Origin of the sequence: Olivibacter sp. CPCC 100613 (genome assembly GCF_036959255.1) — a bacterium.
In the GTDB taxonomy this organism is placed as follows: domain Bacteria; phylum Bacteroidota; class Bacteroidia; order Sphingobacteriales; family Sphingobacteriaceae; genus Olivibacter.
Genome location: NZ_JAWMTI010000015.1, coordinates 14,184 through 35,748, shown reverse-complemented (window position 1 = coordinate 35,748; position 21,565 = coordinate 14,184). Strand labels below are relative to the sequence as shown.

The window sequence follows — 21,565 nt, the reverse complement described above, 5'->3', positions numbered from 1 at the left end:
AATAAGTAAGCGAAGCGCTTAATACAGTTAATAATGCGATATGAACAAAATCATTCAGAGTCTCTGGATAGGAGACGCATTGTCAAATAGCGAAATTTTATGTTTGAAGTCTTATCTTGCAAATGGACACGATTTCCATCTATACGTCTATGAGGATATTCCAAATATTCCTCCAGGAGTAATTTTACGTGATGCAAATGAATTAATAAGTAAAAATAGGATATTCAAAGATAGCCATAGGACATATGCTTCATTCGCTGACTGGTTTAGGATAAAACTGCTATTTTCTAAAGGAGGTTGGTGGGTTGATATGGATACGATCTGTCTCCAATACTTTCATTTTCCGGAAAGCTACTGTATTGCCTCTGAGAGGGACTATACTATGGAATTCAACACGGTCAATAATGGGTATATGAAATTTCCCCAGAACGATCCATTTTTGGAGGAACTATTAAAAATAATGGAAACAAAGATAGCGGAAGCGGAAACAATAATTTGGGGAGAACTGGGGGTTTACTTGTTTAGAAAATTACTGAAAGACAATAATAAACTATCTAAATATGCAGTTGAACCTGAGGTTTTCTGTCCCATTGACTTCTTCGATATTTCTTCTTTAATATGCGAAACAGATATTAAAATGGGAAGTGAGACTTTTGCGATACACCTTTGGAATGAAATATGGAGACGTGGCTGTTTATCCAAAAACGCAGTTTATCATCCAAAAAGTATCTATGAAAAACTGAAAGAACGTTATTTATAACAACTTTGTATTTTAAGTGCATTATTCTAACGCAAAAATGATAGATGTGTTGTCTTTCGATTTATCCGATTGCCGATATTACATGCGATCTTTTTATGATCAATGTAAAGCAAAATTGCCTGTTGACATAAAACAACGATACGATTCATTCATCAATCGAAACAGTGCTGATGCGTTTTTAGTTGGGAGATTGTTGTTGAACATGGGGCTTTTAATGAACAACAGTGATATTTTTCAAGCGATCATTCATTACGGTGGCTCAGGCAAACCATATTTGGAACATGGTCCATTTTTCAATATTTCCCACTCTGGTGATATGATCTTATGCGGCATGAGTAACACTTGTGAAATCGGTATTGATATTGAGCGCAAGGAGCAATTTGATTTCAACGATTTTAGGAGCTGCTTTACAGCTAAAGAGTGGGAATGTATAGAAAATTCCACGTCTCCGATGGATAAGTTCTTCTGGATTTGGACTAGAAAAGAAGCTGTAATAAAAGCAGACGGGAGAGGGTTGAACCTAAAGTTGAGTAAATACAATGTTATAGACCATAGAGTGTTTGTTGGAACATGTTTGTGTGAAATCAACGAATTATCGATTGATAACCGTTATTATGCCCACGTAGCTTCCGTGGTTAATAGACTTGGGAAGAAAAATTCTTGTAAAATAAATATGGTCCCCGTTTCGCTTGAAAACTTACTTAAAATGGTTTAAAAATCTATTTCGTAATAGAAATTGTTTTTATGGGAACTAACTAAATCATTATGAACCAATACCAGGCAGAAATTTCTTCGAGAATTAAAAAGATAAGAGTGAGTAAAGGATTTTCACAGGAATATATAAGTTATAATCTTGGTATTTCGCAGGCAACCTATAATAAAATTGAGAATAATAAAATTTCTTTGAAATTAAACACGTTTATCACATTGTGTAAGATTTTGGAAGTTTCCGCTTTTGAACTAATTCCAGAAAATATTAGAGTAGATTTTCTATATATAAAGGCCTCGCATGAGGAATTGAAAAATGAAGTAATATTCTTAAAGCAACTCGTTTCCGATTTAAGCAAACAGAATAAGATGTTAATAAAATCACGTGAAAGCCGGGGCGAAAAAATAAAACAATTGAAGGATGAAATCAGGCGCCTGCAATTAGAAGCACAATCTTAATTGCTATTAAAAATAAGTTTAAAAGTATTTCGTATTGTAAAACAGGAGGCGCCGAAAATTGAGATACGTACTCTATTTATTTTTAGTTATTACTTCCGTTGGCAAGGGTCTTGTGATATAACGATGCAATTATCTTGAAGAAAGCCTGAATCAATACATTACAATGAAGGATTCGGTATTAATATGAAGACTTAAAATAAGGGAAGACATTGATAAAAAGTTGTTTTACATTATAGAATGACCAGAAAGTATAAATTTTTTAAGCAACTTGATCGAATGGATTGCGGTCCAACCTGTTTGAAAATAGTTGCTGCCCAATATGGAAAGACGATCAGCCTTCAAACGTTGAGGGAATATACGCAAATTAACCGGGAAGGGGTCTCGCTGTATGGAGTTGCATCGGCTGCTGAAAAGATCGGATTCCGTACTAGAGGAGCGCAAATTTCACTGGATAATCTCAAAAAAATACAGATGCCATGCGTTCTACATTGGGATCAAAACCATTTTGTAGTTTTATTTGAGTTTACGGGTAAAAGTTTTGTGATTGGTGATCCCGCAAGAGGTGTTATTCGATACAATGAGAAGGAGTTCATAGAACATTGGTCTCAAGACAACGATTCTGGAGTAGCTCTGTTATTAGATCCACTACCCGAATTTTATGATTTGGATGAAGATCCAGAACAGAAGACAAATTTTAGAAGATATTTTTCCTATGTTTTCCGTTATAAAAAATTACTCTTTCAACTGTTACTGGGTTTTCTTATCGGAATGTTTCTTCAGGTTTTATTACCGTTTTTAACCCAGTCCGTTGTTGATGTGGGTATACCGTCTCAGGACCTAGGTCTTATAAACTTAATCCTCGTTGCTCAACTTGCGTTACTGGTTGGTAGAACGAGTGTAGATTTTATTCGGTCTTGGATATTATTACATATAAGCGCTCGATTGAACATATTCGTGTTAACTGATTTTTTAGCAAAGCTGATGCGCCTACCAATTAATTATTTCGATAGCAAAAAAACTGGCGATATATTGCAACGAATAGATGATCAGAAAAGGATAGAAACATTTTTAACAGGACAAACCTTAAGCGTTGGATTTTCAATTATCTCTTTGATATTTTTTTCTCTCGTTCTAGCTTTTTATAATATCCATGTGTTTCTCGCATTCATACTAGGGACATTTTTCTATGGAGCTTGGATTTTTTTGTTTTTGGATAGACGCAAGCAACTAGACCAAAAAAGATTTGACCTTTCGTCACGAACCCAATCTATTACTATTCAGCTAATCCAAGGTATGCAGGAAATTAAATTAAGTGGAATGGAAAGGAAAAAAAGATGGGATTGGGAGGAGTTGCAGGCAAAGCTGTTCCGTTTTAATATAAAGTCTTTGGCGCTTGGACAGTATCAACAGTCTGGGAGCGTTTTCTTCAATGAGGGAAAAAATCTACTTATAATTTTTATAGTTTCGAAGGCCGTTGTCGCTGGGGAAATGACTTTGGGAGCGATGATTGCGGTTCAATACATAATTGGGCAATTAAATAGTCCCGTTGAGCAATTTTTGGGATTTGTGCAGAGCTACCAAGATGCGAAACTGAGTTTATTTCGGTTGAACGAATTGTTCCAGATGGAAGATGAGGAAAATCCCAACGCCGCATATTTATTTACCATGCCCAGCTTTGATAGCATAAAACTTCAAAATGTCTCTTTCAGTTACCCTGGAAATGAACCTGCTCTCAAAAATATCAATCTGACTATACCAAAAGGTAAAACAACCGCAATAGTTGGAATGAGTGGTAGCGGGAAATCAACTTTGATTAAGTTGTTGCTGAATTTCTACAAACCGCAGAAAGGTACTATACGGGTTGGCGATACACCACTGACGAAAATTAGTCCGAAATTTTGGCGAATGAATTGCGGTGTAGTTACTCAGGAGAGTTTTATTTTCTCAGATTCTATTGCAGCAAACATCGCATTGACAGAAGAAGACATAAATCCAATGTTGTTGGAAAAATCGCTAAAGATAGCCTGTTTGAACGAATTTGTAAATGCTTTGCCTCTCGGACTTAATACTAAAATCGGTGCAGAGGGTAATGGAATTAGTCAAGGTCAACGGCAACGTTTATTAATCGCTAGGGCGATTTATAAACAACCAGAAATAATTATGCTGGATGAAGCAACTAATTCTCTCGATGCAAATAATGAAAAAATGATCGTTGAAAATCTGGAAGAGTTCTTTGAGGGCCGAACTGTGATCATAGTTGCACACAGATTAAGTACCGTTAAAAATGCCGATAATATTATTGTAATTGATAATGGAAAAGTTGTAGAGGAAGGTAATCATACGTATTTAACTAGCGTTAGAGGGAAATATTTTGAACTTGTCAAAAATCAGCTTGAATTGGGGAATTAAACGAAATACATTAACATGCCAGAAAACAATCAATTAAACACGGAGGCCTTCAGCAGCCATGTTCAGGAAATAATCACCGACGTTCCGAATTGGTTAGTAAGGTGGGGCATCAGTTTGTTCTTTGCAATTATATTGCTCTTTCTCATTTTTTCTGCTATAATAAGCATGCCAAGTGTTATTAATGGACATGTGGTTATAGATAATGAATCTCCCCCTGAAGAGATTATTGTTGGTTCAAGCGGTAAGTTAACAAAGCTTTTCGTTAATGAGAATTCAAGGGTGGACAGTGGAGCCATACTTGGCTACATCCAAAGTACAGCATATCATCAAGACGTACTAACACTTGCGGAAAATATAGAGTTTATCCGACAATTTGTTACTTCAAACAGATATGATAAATTGTCTACTATTGGATTTAATAACTTTCGACATTTAGGAGAGCTACAAGATAGTTTTCATGAATTTATGCAGGAATTTGTCGAATTCAATGCATATCTAACTGACGGATTATTTGAAAGAAAAAAACAATATGTAAATTTCGAAATTGTTAACATCATTTCTCAAAATAAATATTATAATAACCAATTGAACCTTCAAAAAAACAATTATCAGCTGTCACAAAAAGATTTTGATGCTTATAAGATACTTTATGAAAAAAAAGTTATTTCTGAACAGGAATATAGGGAAGCGGAGAGTAAGCTGATTAACAGCCGAATGCCTTTGCAAAATATCCAAGCATCGATTATAGCCAATAATACACTTTTGTCACAGAAGCAAAGCGAATTAATAGAAATTGAGAATCGAGTACGCGAACGGAAAGCCACTTTTCTCTCCATTGTAAATCGTTTTAAAAGCGAAATTGAAAAATGGAAACGAGAGTTTATATTAATCAGTAATACAAAAGGAAAAGTTGTGTTTAATAGAAGACTGTATATAGGTCAATGGATAGAAGCCAATACACCTATATTCGTCGTGGAATCTACTAATGACAGCAACTTTGTAGGACGGTTACAGATAGGGCAATACGCCTTTGGAAAAATAAAAGAAGGGCAGACCGTTTTATTAAAAGTTGATGCGTACCCTTATCAGGAATTTGGTATATTAAAAGGAAAAATTGTTTATTTACCGGACGTAGCCTATACGGATTCTTTGTATAATATCAAAGTTCAGCTTAACGAGAATGGTAAGACCACTTACAACAGGAACTTACAATTGCGAAGTGGCTTGTCCGCAAGAGCAGAAGTAATAACCGAAAAGCGTAGTTTGCTTAGCAAATTATTAGACAATTTTTATTCAATATTTAGAAATAGGGCGTAGGAGGAGTCCAACCGCGAATATTTTTCAATTTTGATTAGCTCTACGGCTGCCGCTCTAGCTTTTGAAGAAGCTTGATCTAGACAAGTTTGAAATAAATTGTTCCCGTAACACAATGTATCTAGAATATACATCTTCGTATTCTTTTTTCCTATCCTTTAATGATTGAATTTCCTCCTTCAGTAAAATGAAATGTGAGTAAGATGATTTGTACATTTCGAGTTTGGCTACCGTGCATTGCGAGAGTTCTACTTGTTTTTCGGGGCTAGTGCTATTTACGATTGTAGGTGTGATATTTGATATAAAAGGATAAATTAGAATTTTCCGATTCAAGCTTTCAAATATCTTTATATCGAAACTATCATTTTTTTTAAATGTCACATTCATGATTTTTTTGAATGCTGGTTTAAAAAATACCATCATTGAGCTACCGAAAAAGTGATCTATCCAGAATAAAGTGGAGCTTAGTGGAACGGCTTGCCCGAATTCGATGACATTTCCAATTAATAGGTCCACTCCTTTTTTTAGCGAATTTGACAATTGGGACAGCAGAGATTTGAGCGTAAAGAATTCGGAAATTGCCAAAGAACCTATAGAGAAAAGGACAAGGTCGTCTTCTTCAATCATGGCCTTTTCTATGGAAGATCTGAGTGCGAGCCATTTATTCATTTCAATATTGAATGAATGATCTACCTCTACAATTTGAATATCAAATTCAAAGTCCTTCTTTACTGTTTTAGTAATAGTTAGTTTATCGAGACTATCGATATTTAGAAAGTAAAATCGCATAGATGTGAGTTGTTTTATTCAAATAATTACTTTTGTTCATACTTTTTTGTGTGGTGACTCAAAAGTATAAATCTATGAGTATCCTGATTAATTTCTACTGCTCGTTGTTATTACGAACTCGTTTAAACTTTTTTCTTTTTAATAGGTAACTTCTTCAAGGCTAAGATAATTAAAGCCTGTCCAGCTTTGCTACAGTAGTACCAAACCTGTTGAGTAACGAGCGGAAACTGTCCATCCAGGAATTAGTACGCTCGATGGTATAGTTCAGTCATGAAGCTATTTATCAAAGTAGTCTTCTCTGGTCGCCCTCTCCGTTACGTTTGTTGAAACAGATATTGGCATTGATCTGCTCTAGGGCACAGGCCTATCGTAAATTCTTTGAGTCAAAACACCAGCATCGGCATTGAGGAATACCCCCCCACACTCAGCTCGGCATCTTTCAGCGTATTGGTGACGAATTCAAACTGCTCCTCAATGTTATACCGGTCGTTATGGTTGCCTGCCATAGGTTCACAACTTAGCACTTTATCGCAAAAAAGAGCTTTTGTAGGCAATTGATACCATTGAACACCCGTTTTAAACTTGTAAAGGATCACATTAATCAGCTCCACTTAGGCTACGGTCGGGGCAAATCCCCGATTCGTTTTTGGTATGTAAGGAACTGTTTCCATTTCTATTGTATCTTTGTGAAATACTGTGTACATAAAGGGTTTACTTTGATAATTGTATGTTTTGCAATACAAATATCTTCAACCCTTTTTGTTTTTTACAAAAATGTTTAAATCACTTCTATCTATAAAAGTGATTAACTCTATTTAAATTTGATAATTTGTGTTCACTTTTTAAGAATAATTTGTGTACGTCTGTATGGTTCTGCTCCAAAAAGTCAGTCGCATCTGAGTAACCAAAATAAGATTGATGTGAAATAAATGGAAAAGATGTGAAAATATTCGTAGATAGTTTGCTTATAACCAGATCTAATTTATCATCTTCATCATATCGATATTCAAGCAAGGTTGGGACAAATCGCTTGAAAATCAACATAAATTGTGTCCCATTAAACTTATTCAGCCAAAATAGCTCGGGGGTTACTTGTAGAGCGCAATCAAACCAGCTTATTCCACCAAGTAGGACATCTGCTCTTAGTTTATTGGCAGATTCAATTAAAGAAAACAAAAGGTTTGAATTATACCCTGTTGTAAATGTGTGGTCGTCCTCGCAGATTAGCAGGATATCATAAGACAACTCGTCGGCCATTTTTATTATGCTATAAAAACTTTCCAAAAGTCCAAGAGATCCGATAGTGTTGAGACGTGCTTTAAAAATTTGGAAGCAAAACTCGTTCTTATTACTAAACTCTTTTGTGACATGAATTCGCCGTTCAGTTCGCATTTCCAGATTTATGGCAAAGCAAGGGATTTTATTTCTAGTAATTGTCATTTTTGATTATGATTCAACGTTCCTCCAACTGTTGTTATAGGGGTCGTAATTACATTTACTCGGTTTTGAAGCAACTTCTCCATGTTCGGTGAATGCTCTACAATCTGTACAGATATAACGAAATTCACAATCTTTGCAAATATCGATTTCATCTTTGGTTAATCCCCATAGTTGTCTAAATTCTTCGTTTTCGACAACATCTTTGAGTTTGGTGTTAGTAATAGTTCCATGACTATTTTGCATTGAAGGACAGTTCTTAATTTTGCCATCTTCGTCTATTGCAATTTTTTTGTTTAAGCAATTGTTAAAATTTAGCGATTCTGTGAATAAAAGAACATTAACAGCAAAATTTTTTGGGGATATACATCCGCAGAAAGAATTATCGATTATTCTGACCGATGTGTACCTTAAAAAAGCGAAATTTTCTTCGATGTAATACTCGTGGTCGAAAGGAGCTGAATGGACCTGGATATAGCTTAATCTGCGATATTTTGTGACTAGATCGATAAAATACGTATCATTCATATAAGGGCTATGCTTCAGAATCAGATCTATGGACTGCAATCTGGAATCTTCTGCTAGAGAGAGAATATCATTCAGCTCATCTTCGGTCGGACTGTAAAAAAATCTAAGTTCGAGGCCTTTACAGTTTAACTGGTCAAGTTGATTCAGAATATCTGGATAGTCGTGCTGTGAGTCTGAGCCTGAGACCAAGATAGCGTTAGAAATCGTAGACGGATGGTGAAACAAAGTTTCTATATCAGAGAAGCTAACTGGATCTTCAGTTATAAACCCTAAATTGTTATCCAATACGAATGATGTATACTCGTTAAGTACTTGTAAACTATCATCTTCGACAACTTTCTCAATGTCTTTAAGTTTTGTATTAGTTAAAAGTTCTAAAAGATCTATCAGTGAATTTGGAACCAAATGATAGGTCATATTTTCCAGATCGCATATAATTCCTCGTCTATAACCCTTTACTGGTTTACATGATGGAAATAATTTAATATATACATCCGAATAATTGTCCATAATATTTAAAATTTTAGCTGACTTATCGGTTTATAAAATTTATTTAGATAATACTTGCTATCCTTATAATAACTTGAAAAACCGATTCTTTTGTATATTTCCTCGTTACTGTACACATTTTGAGATGCAAAATACCAAGTAGCAGGTATTTTTTTAAGATCCTTATCATCTGAAAGATTTCTCTTAAAAATATGATAGAGATTTTCGTCCATAGTTCGCTCGCATTTAGTTAGTATCAAATTCGATTAGCTTTTTAGCAATTTCTCTTTCTATCCCGTAGTTGCAAGGGATGGAGGTCATTCCAAATTGCCCAATTGGATTGACCTCTAGGAATATGTACTCATTGTCTTTAGAATAAATAAAGTCCAAGGACCCGCTAGTTAATCCCAATTGTTGCATAAGATGTTGGATTTTGGCGGATATCGTTTCTGGCATCTTGTAAGGTGATTTCCTGAGCGTAAAGTCCAAATCAAATTCGACCCTAAAGTCATATTTCGTTAGATCACTTTCTTGAGAAAAAATAGCCATAGAGTAAATTTTTCCAAAAAAATAGACAACTCTTATTTCAAATTTTTTCTCTATGCACTTCTGAAAGCATGAAGGAAAGAAAGAATCGGGTATTATGTTTAACGATTCAATCGTTATTGGTTTTGTATACATATTGTAAATCTTACCTTCCAGCTTAAAACCCGATACCTGGGCAATACTTTTTACAATGGCTTGTCCACTTGTCTTAAGAAATGCTCTAAGCTCTGATTTTTGGTTTGTAATACATGTTTCAGGAATCTTAAGGCCTAGGCCGCTGGCTATTTCCAGAACCTTTAGTTTGTTCACGGAAATATTGGTGTCTAAATCAATCCATTTACCCCTTCTATAATAATGGCAAAACAGGCTTCTTAGAGTTTTATATTCATTCATTACATACTGTCTGCTTTCCATATTCAAACCGATATCGGTAAAAACACTTGCATTTTGGGCTAAATATCCTCGGGATACCCATCTTCTGTTCCATATGACATTTACATCTTTCGGATCTGGAAGAGTATCCATGCAATTTGAATTTAGGGCCCATTGGTTTTCGTACAACTTATAGGAGATATTCTCAAATAATTCATTTCCGTTGATTCTACGATATGTAGCAGAAAAGCGATCCAGCCAATCAATTATTCGATTCGATGAGTCCTCATATTCGTTTTGACTAATGATTAATATCATAGGTGTTACAAATTGGTTAAATAAAAGCCTTTAAGCCAATCAGATGTTCAGGCTTAAAGGCTAAACTTTAAAAAGGAATAACTATGCGTCTTCGTCTGCCCAATCAGTGACTTCTCCTGCTGTAAGATATTCTTTTGTTGATGTTCCGCTCAGAGAATCACCACCTTTGAGACGTTGAAGGTCTTCCTTTTTGATTTCGACAAACAGCGGGTTGTCTTGCATAGATTCCAGTTTCAATTTTCTGAATTTACTGTTCATAATAATTAGTGGCTACCCATTTTTAATTAAGTTAAAAATTTCGTCCACATCAAAACTATTAAAAGCACACTGTAAGGCCAATTCCTTACTTTAAAAAGATATTCTCATTAGATATAAAGTTATTCATAATTTGAATATTCTAAGCGAATATTTTTGCATTTATAACTGTTAGATTCTTATATTTCTTGAAATTAACCGAATGTAATTTATTGATTATTAGTGCTTTGTTTTTTTTATGTTGTTAGGACTGTACTTCCCGCGAAAGAATCAAATTTCATATAAGCACTGCTTCTATGTGGAATCAAACTGGATAGATAATTGACATAAAACTTAGGAAGTTATATTTTTGAAGAGATGTATACAATTTATGCTATGAAATTTGGTAGATTAATTTTTTTTCTGTTTTTTTGTTTTTTACTACAACACAGTAATTTATCTTTTGCACAATCAGACACTTCTTTGACGAACAAACTAATCCGGATGGCTGCAAGTGATCAAAAGGCTATCATGCATCCGCCAACAGGATATGAGCTAGGTACGTCTAATTATGAAAGGTACACGGACAGTGTCTTTGAAAGCCATTACAATATTGTAAAAAAGATATTTACGAAATACGGCTTCCCTGGATATAGGCTGGTTGGTAAAGATGGAGCTAAAAGTTTTTGGCTAATTGTTCAACATTGTGACAAATGGCCGAAGTTTCAAGAAAAGGTCTTACGCAAAATGAGGCATGAGGTATTAAACAATAATGCTTCTGGAGAAAACTATGCTTTTTTAGTGGATCGAGTGAGAAAGAATAAAGGTGAAAAGCAAGTGTTTGGTACGCAGGTGTCTTTTGATATAACTAAAAGTCAGGCCCATGTTAAAGATTTAGAAGACCCCGAACACGTGAATCAGAGACGGACGTCCGTAGGCTTAGAAAGCTTAGAATCGTATCTGAATAGAATGAGTATAAATCATTACAACATGAATAAAAAAGTATATCAAAAAAAGGGTATTAAGGGGCCAACTCTATATCAAGTTAATTAATCGAGGTGTAGTCGTTAAGTGGTTCATTTAGATGGTAGTTAATTATCTTATTCTTGCGCATGATAACTTATCCCAGTTAGATAAGCTTGTTCATACTCTAAATTCTAGCTATTCAAGGTTTTATATTCATATAGATAGAAGAGTTCAATATAAAGAAATTAATCGGCGTGACTTTGTCTCTTTAAAAAATGTAGTCGTATTAAAAAATAGAGTAGCTATTCACTGGGGTGGATTCAATATGATTAAAGCGACACTAAGTTTGATGTGGAAAGCTTTAAACGGTAAGGATATTGGATATTATGTTTTACTTAGTGGACAGGACTTCCCTATTAAATCCAACGAGATAATTTACGATATCCTTTCAAAAAATTATGGAGCTGAATTTTTACAGTACTGGTCAATTCCGTATAAAAACTGGATTTATAACGGAGGAATTGGACGATTCAGATACTATTGGTTTATTGACAAGATAGGGTTCAAAGACAGTAGTACATTGTACCAACTACAGGTTAAATCTGGTTTTGAAAGGCGGTATTTTGAAGATTTTCCACCATTTGGTGGATCTCAATGGTGGTGTCTCACCCATGAAGCGGTTACTTATGTTGTGAAGTTTATTAATTATAATAAAATTATTTTAAATTACTTTGAACATACCTTAATACCAGACGAAATTTTTTTTCACACTATTTTGTTGAACTCGCCTTTTAAAGATAAGGTTTTTAATAATAATCTTAGGTACCTGCAATTAGAGGAGGATAAGGCGAGTCCTAATGTGCTTACTTCCTCAGACTATCAGATACTAAAGGAGTCGAATAGTTTGTGGGCAAGGAAGTTTGATGAACGAGCGGATCCCCACATTTTAAATCAAATTATCGTCAATCTTCTGTAGTTTAGTTAACAATGGATACAGCGACGGTAGAGAGATTTCCAATTGACCGTCGTTTCCAAACATGTAGTTCATACCATAAGGAAACAGCATATCTTTGTTGTTTCCTCTTTTTATACCCGTAAATAACTATTTAACAATTAGTTTAGTTGTCCCTCTACTAATACCAGTTCGACATTTTCCAACCGGTTAACCTATACCACAACAAATTTGGGTCTAAAAAAATCTATCAAGCCTACGTTGGGCAATTATTTGACTTGTTCGACTTTTCCTTACGGATCTCAACATCCTTCAGGACCATTTTTCTGTTATGGACCTTAGCAATGAGGTATAAAAAGCTCAGTATTATCACAACCTCTTCATCATCAACCTCTATTCCATTTTTGGCAAGCAAAGCTATCGCCTTACTACCGAAACCTTTCTGTCTATAAAATCCATCTAATTTTCCCATTATGCTATTTATAAACCAGTACTTTCGAAAGCGCAACATTACGGCCTAAAGATACCTCACTTTTATTCAAGTCTATACCCACTGGAGGGAAAAAGCTGACCAATTGCTTTTTATCGGCTGTATCGAGACTATCAAAGCCCCTAAATACATCTATCGAAGTCCGGAACTCAAGCCTCCTCTGTTCTTCGATTGTCTTTAGTTTTACGGCAACGTCACAAAGCTCCTTCCTTATAACCCCAGTAATCCTCCGAAATTCATTTTTCATTTCGCTATAGTCGTCATATTTCAATATGTTCTCCACAAACAGTTTCCTCGCTCTGGATAGTATTGTCTTCTGCTCGCCTAACTGGCGCCGAAGTGCTTGTCTTTCGTAAAGAAATCCCGTCTTCTGTGTATCCACATTCCAGTCTGCAAGAATGGCAACGAACAGATCACCTAACATTTCCGATAGTTGCAATTTCTGGAGCTGATCCCTATAGCTGTCATTTAGCTTATCCGCCCTGACCCTTGCCCTACACCCCTTCCGACAATGATAATAGGCATACTTTCGTGTATTGCCCTGCGAAAAACTACCAGTAAGCCTCTTACCGCATAGCGGACAGATCAGAAAACCAGTAAGAAAAAAAGTGGACCTGAAATCGGCCCTTATGGTACTGACTTTTCTTTTGGTATTAATGACATCCTGCACTTCGTAAAAAAGGGCTTCAGGTATCAGTGGCTCGTGTATTCCTTTTATCATAACAGTCTCCCCATTTCCTAGCTTCAGCGGTATCAGACCACAGTAAACTGGGTTACGGATAAGTTTGGAAAAATTCGACCGTGTACTTCTCAGGCCTTTGTTCACCGCCATTTCGCTTAAGTGCCCGATCTTATATATATTCTTCGCAAGCTGACGGAACACCCATCTTATAATCCCGCTTTCAGGTTGTTTGGGCACTATGATCTTACGACCATCCAATGATGCCATGTTCACATATCCCACAGGAGCCCTGTTGGGATACCTACCCATCTCCTTAGCCTTTCTGATTCCATTTAAGGTATTCATGGCACGCCTCGTGTTCTCCGCCTCTGGGACTGAGAGGTAGATGGCCAACATTACAGAGCTCTCGGGAACGGAAAGGTCTATCTGCTGATCGATGGCCATTGCCGACACATTGAGCTTTCTGAGAACGCCCAGCATTTCGTAGGCATACTGGATATTACGGCTGAACCTGTCCCACTTGATGAAAAGGATATTGTTTTCTTCCTTTCCCCTGCACTTTCTCAGTTCGGAAACTAGTTTCTTCCATTCCGGTCGGTTGAAGTCTTTTGCTGAGAAGTCCTCCCGGTAGATCCCTTTTACGTAGATGTTGTTCGATTCACAGTATTTGATCAATCGATCTTCCTGTTCGGGCAGAGAATAACCCCTTCTTTTTTGTTCATCTGTGCTTACACGCACATATAGATAAGCTGATTTCATAATGTTGGAACATTTGTTTTTAGACTTATAAACAAACCAGAATAGACTTTAGTGTATTTCGGCCAAAAGCAACCACCTATTGCGATCCAAACTGTACAAAGCTCATAGTTATTTTACTTTTTAGCCATTTTTTATATTTTTCGGATCAGATACTTCAACTGGATCGGCAAGAGACACTGCTGGCGTGTTTTTATTTTACTTTGTTTCTCTCAAGGGATAATGCGTAATATTTTTTTGAACAAGGAAAGGGTCGGATGGATATCCACCCTTTTTTTATGCGCTTATTTCTTCAATGTGATTTTGGGGATACCACTACTATCAATAATAGAGGTCGTTTTTATCTATATGTTAAAATGGGAATACCACCATTTCTAGAAGTATGATCAAATTATTTTTCCGGGCGATTTTAGGACTGTGCTACGCTTGATTGCGCCGGCCAGTTTGCCCGTCCTTTGGGCATCCTCTAGCTGACGTTAAGTTTATCTCAAGATTTGATGAAATCTGAAAATTTTATCCTTGTAGTAGCGGTTCTTTTAAGCCTGTCCTTTTCTGGGCAGTGCCTACTGGCCATGTTGGATAATATTTTTTACGATAATCGAAAATTTTATCTATTGATATATAGGGTGTAAATGAACGATTGTGCTAGAAAATGGCTTGTCGTTTACCGTTTGAAAGTGTGTTCGGACCTTAGTGAAACTTTCGGATGAAGTTGGGTATAACATAATATAAATACTGAAGGGTACCAGGAAAAATAATTGAAGAATAAAAGCTAAAAGAAGTTTCTACATAGTATTTATTAACAAGAGAATACAAATAAAGATGTCTAAGTTTTCAACCATAAGGATAAAAGAGCTGTTGGAGAAATCCGATGTAGCCAAGCTTCCAGACTATAAGGGCGCAGCCCTTGAGGAGCTGGGGTGCTATCTTTTTGGCAAAATGAAAGGCTTGGAACTCTATGCGAAAAATAAATTCAACACTAGTGGTTCTAGGGAACTTGATATCATTTTCACAAATGACAGGCGTACTTCTGAACTACATTTTCTCGACGGTTTTATTCCAATCGAGTGCAAAAACACGACTAAGAAGACCACGAGCGAGCAGGTCAACTGGTTTGTCAACAAGGTGAGCGACACTAGCGTTAGGTATGGAATACTGTTGACTCTTTCAGGCGTAACGGGCAAAGATGAAACGGAAGCTGCCAAATCTGAAATCATGCGAGCGGTCAGTAAATTTAGAATAGGGATCTTGGTACTCACTAGAGCTGAAATTTTGCAGCTGAGGTTGACCCGCGATCTGGCAAATCTGTTAGAGCAAAAATTTCTTGCACTTTGCCTGGAAGAAAAAGTGAAATTCAAGTTTGATTGATTACTCCCCTCCTTACAATTTAGCGTTAAGAAGAAATTAACGCCTGATGGGTGAAATTAACAAGGAAAGGTTTTCCCCATAATACTAGCTAGTTACTTTTTGACTGGTTGAAGAAAAAATCATAGCCTAAGGATCTGTCGAGGTTTGAAGGAAAAGTAATTCGGATGGTGGGGGATTTTGTCTGCGAAAAATTTGTCAGGACAAAACGCGGGGATCTGATGAAATTCGGTACGTTTATCGACGTGAGCGGTGCATTTTTCGATACTGCCCATTTCCCCCAGACATTAGCGCAATTTCCATTAAGAGGTGCCGGACTTTACCTGATCGAAGGTAAGGTTGTCGTGGAATTTGGCTGTCCGTCTATCGAAGTGATCCGCTGCGGTAAGATGCCCCTTAAGCCTGATCCGAGAAGTGAATAGGGTGATAAGCCAAATTGTTTGTTTTTGCGTATTATTGTAGTTTAAAATTTATGGTTTATGTTATTAAGGAGAGAAGAACTTCTTAGTTTATCTGATAAAATTTCGGATATACTGTAGCGGAGAATTTTAAATTTTCGGATGTAAAGGACATAACCCACGAGAAGCTAATATCATATTCCGATAAATTGGCTTTCCTTTTTGATGTTGATAGATCTATCTATGACGCATTCCACGAGGAAGATACATTAGACTATTTCAAATCACTTCTAGCATTTGACGTAGCGTATTAAACAAGGATAAAGAACGTCTGATAAAACAAATGGAAACTACCTAACACGCAATCTCGTTAACTTATTGATGTATCCTACGTATAAGTTTTCCAATTCTTCATATGTTACCACTTCAATACCTGGGTAATGGTCTCCCAACTTTTCGTTAAATATATCCTGGGCTTCCAGTTTTTCGTCCAATCTTCCGACGAGAAGTTGGAATGAATTGCGTTCTGGCAGATATCCCATTTTCAATGAGATTTCTTTGGTATTCTCTGCTTTAGTCGTATATCTTCTGTAATCGAAAATTTGATCAAGGTGATCATACATTTCTGAACTAAATCTCGGGCGCTTCTTATTCTTTTTTACCATCATTTGAACATTTTCCTTTTTTACTTCAAAGAAGGTAGTGTTCTGATGGGTCGGTAAGTCAGGGATAAGAATAAAATCACAATTCTGGCTGAAATTATCTTGTTTCTCTTTTAGACTGAGTTCATATTTATGGTTAGCATAGCTATCTCGGTACAAAAGGCTAGGATTTTGCAAAAATAATTGATGAATCACTGTCCGTTCATTCTGCTTCCTATCATATTTGATATTAGCGCGGAATGTTGTACCAAACGTTGTCAGGATACCTTCCAGCATTTCGTCAGAAATCTTAATCCAATCATAGTTAAAGGCTTTTGGACAACGTATGAATTGCATGGAAAGAATATTTGTCTTAGCAAATGAATCCAGATAGTTTTTTCCAAACCGCTGGATATACCTCCGTTTTTCGCCATCATTCTTGAAAAAGCCTTCAACCGAGAGATCGAGTTCAAGATTATCCAAGTCTTCTATAAAAGACTTTCGCCATTTTTTTATCTGATCTTCAACTACTCCGACAAGATACCTGTGAGAATACAAACCATTTGATTTGACAATAGCGCTGAAGCCAAGGTTTTGTAGATCAGATTTTTCTTCGGCCTTGGAATGTAAGATTACTGGAATACTATTGACCCTGAAATTTTGCTTCGAGTATGATTCAATAGAATGATTTAGAAAGCGTACGATATGGTGAGCATTTGCTAACTCTGAGTGACCCTCAATATTATTTGTAATTATGGCGTCTATATGAGCCCCATCTCGGATTAATTGATTTTCTATGAAGATCTTGGCATCCTCTACAGAATTGACAGAAAGGAGATTGTTGTTTTCATAGGCTTCGTTGAGAAAAATTTTCTTGACGCGCTCTTCATTCTCTTTCGTATCGACTATCAGCAATTTCATATCTTTCACATTTGATTACAAAGATACCAAATATGCTGCTTAGATTCAGATGGTGGGCAACGACCTCAAAAACAAGTTAAGGGCATGAGAAAGATATACAGGTATTGTTAAAAACACCGTTCACGGGACGGAGTGTTAGATTAAGAGTGACAGCATGAAGAGGAATATATGAAAACACATTACTAATCATATCCTCCCATTTATTCCTATCATTTAGATTGTCAGACAGGTAACAGCTAGCTGGCCTGCCTCTTTAGGGAAACCAGTTATAATTTTACTTGACATCGTTTCGTTTTTTTTTAACTTATCTTTACCTTTCCATTTATATGAGTGGATGTACAACCCCACCACCAACAAGCTTCTATTACTGCTTATAGAACAAAAGGTCATTTGAATATAAATATGCAAAGACAGCAGCCAAGCTGAAAGCTACAAATGAAGGCATGTTAGCAGATGTATTGAGTTATTCTGACCATCCTGTTTATAAATATTCTACGTTTTATTTGTAGGCTAACCGCGCTCTATCATCTCATATTTATCCTCTAGAATACTTGACTTGAAAATATTAACTTTACGTACACTTAAATTATCATGAGCCAAATATCTTTATTATTGGGGGCCGGTTTTTCTGTCAACAAAGGTTATCCGACTGCTAATAGGTTGAATGAAAATATTATCAACCTAAAGACGACAGACTTTACAGTTGCTCCGCAAGGCTCGGTTTGTTGGCTGGAAAACGGCCAGGAAGATATTTTCGCTTACTCCGCAAACAGTACTTTTAAGCTTTTTACACTTGAATTGATTGCTTTTTATGCATCGACACATAACTTCAACTATGAAGAGTTTTTTGATTATTACACCAATATCGACAGACCTGAAAATAGGGACGAGGCATTTGAACAGTTTTGTGATGCTTTCCGTGAAAAACAACACATTAAGGATGATAACCTTAACCTCATAAGCAGACACAATAGTATTTTTAATCAAATAATTTCTGGTTTACTTATTGATCGCGAAGGCAATCATTTTTACGAACGCATTCATCACATAGGATACTACGACGGCTATAATGGTTTCCTGGGCTGCATTCAAAGTTGGGGAAAGGAGAATGTACTTCACATCCATACGCTTAATCATGATCTTTTTCTTGAAGCATTGAATCATACTGACGCAATAAATGGCGAATTATCAGATGGCTTTACTGAATTGGGCTCGCCGTACTATGGCGAATTGGAAAGTGGAGACAAAATAAGGCTGTCATACTTCTCCGGCATTTATGATACTAATTACAGGCTTTATAAGTTGCATGGTAGTCTGGATCAGTATCCATTCCACTCCATGAATGATGGCCAAATAGGTGCCTACATAAAAACCAAACCTGGCATTGGGGTCACTGACTTTTACAAAGAAGAACAGAACGATGAAGGGAAACTTGAATATGTCAATGACTTCATAAATTATTTTCCTGATTTTTTATCGGGAACAACTTCGAAGATACTCCGCTACAGAGACCCCATTTACTATGAAGAGATTTTCAAGGCTTTTGAGGCCAATTTGCAGGCATCACAAATTTTAGTTCTGATAGGTTATGGTTGCGGCGACAGTGAGGTCAATAATATTATCTTAAATAATTTTAAAGGCCTGATATACTTGGTTGATCCATTTCCCTCAGCAAAGACTTATGAGTTCTGCGATAAAACTGGTGCTAAACTCATTGAGAAAACACCCGAAAACATAGGATTACCAGATTTTGGATAACATTCTTAATTCATCATATATGAAAAACAAAGCTTTGACCGAGTCTGGCGCGAAAATTCTGTTTAGCCTGATCCCTTATGGTGGACAGCTCTTAAGCGAAATTTTCTTTGATTATCGGAGTAGGGTTAAACAAGACAGGCTAAATAATTTTATCGAATCCTGGGAGCAATACCTGAAAAATTCTTGCGGCAGCGGAATTCCTCTTGAAATTCAACAGTCGGAAGACTTTGGGGATTTATTCGAATCTATAGTTAAGCGGGTTATACAGACAAATTCTACAGAAAAGGTAACACGATTTAGAAATGTGGTTGGTAATTATATTGCTGAGCCGATAAAGCTAGATTATCGCGATAGTTTCCTTGATATGATCGAGCGGCTCAATGAGCCTCAAATCAAAATTCTAAAATGTCATGCCCAAATCACAGAAAATATCCGATCGTTACTTAAACGGAGAGAAGGAATGCAAGAGGAAATGTTCAGGCTTAATGACAAGCTTGCGCACGAAGCCGAATTACTTAATGATAGAAAACCAAACAAATATCACGAGCATACCCGCAATATATTAAACATTGATGGCCATCTCAAAGAAGTAGATAAAGCTATAAAAAAAGACGGTGATATTCGAAAAGCCGATTACTACGGTTTAGAAAGCGGCGATTACCTATTTCTAGTTCAGGATCTTTATTCAAAAGGCCTGTTGGTAGATCTGGGAGTGGGAACGTTTGACACAAAGCCTTTTGACACAATGGGGGTCACGGCCTTTGGGTTGAAATTTCTTAAATTTATCAATGAAGAAAAGGAAAATGCCATTGAATCCTAATATCTTAAGGAAAATATTGGATATTTGACCCAACTTTATTTATTATGAGCGACACTCCAACCTATTTACCTCAATCAAGAGATTATTTCAGAAAATTCAAGTCTTCCCATATGGAGGAATATAAGCATATAGAGAAAGAATTCGGCAGTCCTTCTAGGTCTGGTTACTCCCGTTACAAATACGACCTTCAGGTAGCGGAATACCTGATTTCTATTATCAACAACCTTGACGAAACCTTTGGAAATGTTAGTATTCCGGAGGATTTCTCCTCGCCCGAGGCACTGATTACTAGTTGGCAGGATATGTACAACTATATGCTTGGCAAAGAAGAGCTTTTAAACAAGACTTTTGCTGTTCTTCTGGAGGCCAAAGAGCAATCTGAACCTTTTGGCATCATCAACGATGTCCACAAAGAGGTATCTGGCTGTTTGAAACATATCCTCAATATGCCCGAAGTCAAAAATTACGGCCTACACACCCCGGAGACTGTTAATGTAACACAAGGTGAGAATTTTGATGTCGTAGTCGTTACCGCACTCTATGATACGGAATTTGTCGCCTTTAAAAAGCAGTCCCTTTAGTCACTGATACTTTATCTTCCTGATAACCATGCATGTCCAAGCGTATATATTCATTTGTAAGTTCGTTGTACCATTTTGGTGCGTTTTTATCGGATTCAGTAATCTCAGGAATGTTTATGCCGTGCTTTCCGTATGCCTTTGCTATCATTTGATAGGGTTCTTTCGAGTCAAAAATCCTATTCCTGTTGATTTCAATACCCTGTTGTAGCGTTTCCCTCAGCTGTTTATAATCATCGTTGTCATTTAGTCTCGTAAACATATTAAGGAAAGCATTGAAAAGCCCCTCTGGGCTATAGTTATTCTCTAGATCTGGTAGAAACTGCCGCATCTGAGCGCCCGTCTGGGGATTCTTGAATGCATCCTTAAACACATCGTCAATGGGAAGGCTTTTCAATGTATTTATAGCAGGACGGATCGGCGAGGCTATTTTAGGATCGAACTCATCAAGCGTTTCAGGTTCGAATACCTTACGTATTTCACTAAATTCTGTTCGCTCATCGTAAACCTCAAACGCATTTCCTTGTTCGATTACCACCTCTTTTCCTGTGTTGTAAACGCAATACCCATCCGTTAATTTTTCGATAAAATCCAGATCGGACTCAATGTTCATACGGTTGGATTCACTTTGATCGCTTGCTGCTATATCGCCGATATGGGAAGTAGAAAATACCTTGAAGAATTTTTCTCCATCGGCGACTATCTCAAAAAATTCCGCGTGCTGGCCAGCTTTCATCTGGCTCATTACATTCCAATCTATATACAGTCTTATCATATGATCACCGAACCTGACTAACTTTCATATGTATACGGATATGCATCATGTAATATAGCAAAAAAGACCCAAATTGATGTAATGTGGAAAAAATGGGCAT

The 21,565-nt window shown here is 36.5% G+C and carries 22 protein-coding genes; 12 read left to right on the top strand and 10 right to left on the bottom strand.

Annotation, left to right across the window (positions count from 1 at the left end; all coding sequences use genetic code 11):
• Positions 1-40 precede the first annotated feature (40 nt).
• From RYH73_RS25790 to RYH73_RS25770, 5 genes are all read left to right on the top strand, one after another.
• Positions 41-760 (top strand): glycosyltransferase, encoded by a 720-nt coding sequence (locus RYH73_RS25790; protein WP_335316317.1) that lies wholly within the window; start codon positions 41-43, stop codon positions 758-760.
• 82 nt (positions 761-842) lie between these two features.
• Positions 843-1,475, top strand: a complete 633-nt coding sequence (locus RYH73_RS25785) for a 4'-phosphopantetheinyl transferase family protein (RefSeq protein WP_335316316.1) — start codon at positions 843-845, stop codon at positions 1,473-1,475.
• A gap of 50 nt (positions 1,476-1,525) precedes the next feature.
• Positions 1,526-1,927 (top strand): helix-turn-helix domain-containing protein, encoded by a 402-nt coding sequence (locus RYH73_RS25780; RefSeq protein ID WP_335316315.1) that lies wholly within the window; start codon positions 1,526-1,528, stop codon positions 1,925-1,927.
• A 237-nt stretch (positions 1,928-2,164) separates the two neighbouring features.
• On the top strand, positions 2,165-4,336 hold the full coding sequence (locus RYH73_RS25775) for a peptidase domain-containing ABC transporter (RefSeq protein WP_335316314.1): 2,172 nt from the start codon (positions 2,165-2,167) through the stop codon (positions 4,334-4,336).
• Positions 4,337-4,351: 15 nt separating this feature from the next.
• Positions 4,352-5,653, top strand: a complete 1,302-nt coding sequence (locus RYH73_RS25770) for an HlyD family secretion protein (protein WP_335316313.1) — start codon at positions 4,352-4,354, stop codon at positions 5,651-5,653.
• Positions 5,654-5,707: 54 nt separating this feature from the next.
• Here RYH73_RS25770 and RYH73_RS25765 read toward each other — a convergent pair whose 3' ends face one another.
• The 6 genes from RYH73_RS25765 to RYH73_RS25740 form a co-directional block, all read right to left on the bottom strand.
• The gene (locus RYH73_RS25765) at positions 5,708-6,439 is read right to left on the bottom strand and encodes a hypothetical protein (protein WP_335316312.1); all 732 of its coding nucleotides are present in this window, start codon (positions 6,437-6,439) and stop codon (positions 5,708-5,710) included.
• 383 nt (positions 6,440-6,822) lie between these two features.
• Positions 6,823-7,050 carry a hypothetical protein gene (locus RYH73_RS25760; RefSeq protein ID WP_335316311.1) on the bottom strand — a complete coding sequence of 76 codons (228 nt, stop codon included), beginning with the start codon at positions 7,048-7,050 and terminating at the stop codon, positions 6,823-6,825.
• 178 nt (positions 7,051-7,228) lie between these two features.
• Positions 7,229-7,879, bottom strand: a complete 651-nt coding sequence (locus tag RYH73_RS25755; RefSeq protein ID WP_335316310.1) for a hypothetical protein — start codon at positions 7,877-7,879, stop codon at positions 7,229-7,231.
• Positions 7,880-7,885: 6 nt separating this feature from the next.
• A complete protein-coding gene (gene gwsS / locus RYH73_RS25750; protein WP_335316309.1) occupies positions 7,886-8,914 on the bottom strand; it encodes a grasp-with-spasm system SPASM domain peptide maturase in 1,029 nt (342 codons plus the stop codon).
• 225 nt (positions 8,915-9,139) lie between these two features.
• Positions 9,140-10,129: a grasp-with-spasm system ATP-grasp peptide maturase gene (gene gwsG / locus RYH73_RS25745; RefSeq protein WP_335316308.1), complete on the bottom strand. Its 990-nt coding sequence runs from the start codon at positions 10,127-10,129 to the stop codon at positions 9,140-9,142.
• An 81-nt stretch (positions 10,130-10,210) separates the two neighbouring features.
• Complete coding sequence (locus tag RYH73_RS25740) at positions 10,211-10,351, bottom strand: hypothetical protein (protein ID WP_335316307.1); 141 nt, start codon at positions 10,349-10,351, stop codon at positions 10,211-10,213.
• 516 nt (positions 10,352-10,867) lie between these two features.
• Here RYH73_RS25740 and RYH73_RS25735 point away from each other — a divergent pair.
• The gene (locus tag RYH73_RS25735) at positions 10,868-11,416 is read left to right on the top strand and encodes a DUF6624 domain-containing protein (protein ID WP_335316306.1); all 549 of its coding nucleotides are present in this window, start codon (positions 10,868-10,870) and stop codon (positions 11,414-11,416) included.
• Between the two features lie 31 nt (positions 11,417-11,447).
• On the top strand, positions 11,448-12,305 hold the full coding sequence (locus RYH73_RS25730; protein WP_335316305.1) for a beta-1,6-N-acetylglucosaminyltransferase: 858 nt from the start codon (positions 11,448-11,450) through the stop codon (positions 12,303-12,305).
• A gap of 232 nt (positions 12,306-12,537) precedes the next feature.
• Here RYH73_RS25730 and RYH73_RS25725 read toward each other — a convergent pair whose 3' ends face one another.
• Together RYH73_RS25725 and RYH73_RS25720 are read right to left on the bottom strand one after the other, a co-directional pair.
• Complete coding sequence (locus RYH73_RS25725; RefSeq protein ID WP_335316304.1) at positions 12,538-12,753, bottom strand: hypothetical protein; 216 nt, start codon at positions 12,751-12,753, stop codon at positions 12,538-12,540.
• 4 nt (positions 12,754-12,757) lie between these two features.
• Complete coding sequence (locus tag RYH73_RS25720) at positions 12,758-14,212, bottom strand: recombinase family protein (RefSeq protein ID WP_335316303.1); 1,455 nt, start codon at positions 14,210-14,212, stop codon at positions 12,758-12,760.
• 819 nt (positions 14,213-15,031) lie between these two features.
• On the opposite strand from RYH73_RS25720, the gene RYH73_RS25715 reads away from it, so the two are divergent.
• Together RYH73_RS25715 and RYH73_RS25710 are read left to right on the top strand one after the other, a co-directional pair.
• Positions 15,032-15,577: a restriction endonuclease gene (locus RYH73_RS25715; RefSeq protein ID WP_335316302.1), complete on the top strand. Its 546-nt coding sequence runs from the start codon at positions 15,032-15,034 to the stop codon at positions 15,575-15,577.
• Positions 15,578-15,819: 242 nt separating this feature from the next.
• Complete coding sequence (locus tag RYH73_RS25710) at positions 15,820-15,996, top strand: hypothetical protein (RefSeq protein WP_335316301.1); 177 nt, start codon at positions 15,820-15,822, stop codon at positions 15,994-15,996.
• A gap of 326 nt (positions 15,997-16,322) precedes the next feature.
• Here RYH73_RS25710 and RYH73_RS25705 read toward each other — a convergent pair whose 3' ends face one another.
• On the bottom strand, positions 16,323-17,534 hold the full coding sequence (locus RYH73_RS25705) for a Shedu anti-phage system protein SduA domain-containing protein (protein WP_335316300.1): 1,212 nt from the start codon (positions 17,532-17,534) through the stop codon (positions 16,323-16,325).
• Positions 17,535-18,125: 591 nt separating this feature from the next.
• Between RYH73_RS25705 and RYH73_RS25700 the strand changes: the two genes are divergently transcribed.
• The 3 genes from RYH73_RS25700 to RYH73_RS25690 are packed head-to-tail and all read left to right on the top strand — an operon-like array spanning position 18,126 to position 20,693.
• Entirely contained in the window at positions 18,126-19,292 is a 1,167-nt protein-coding gene (locus RYH73_RS25700; RefSeq protein ID WP_335316299.1) for a hypothetical protein, read from the top strand.
• 19 nt (positions 19,293-19,311) lie between these two features.
• Positions 19,312-20,112, top strand: a complete 801-nt coding sequence (locus tag RYH73_RS25695) for a hypothetical protein (protein WP_335316298.1) — start codon at positions 19,312-19,314, stop codon at positions 20,110-20,112.
• 44 nt (positions 20,113-20,156) lie between these two features.
• The gene (locus RYH73_RS25690; RefSeq protein WP_335316297.1) at positions 20,157-20,693 is read left to right on the top strand and encodes a hypothetical protein; all 537 of its coding nucleotides are present in this window, start codon (positions 20,157-20,159) and stop codon (positions 20,691-20,693) included.
• Here the strand turns inward: RYH73_RS25690 and RYH73_RS25685 are convergent.
• A complete protein-coding gene (locus RYH73_RS25685; RefSeq protein ID WP_335316295.1) occupies positions 20,674-21,435 on the bottom strand; it encodes a hypothetical protein in 762 nt (253 codons plus the stop codon). The two genes, RYH73_RS25690 and RYH73_RS25685, sit on opposite strands and share 20 nt — an antisense overlap.
• Between the last annotated feature and the right edge of the window lie 130 nt (positions 21,436-21,565).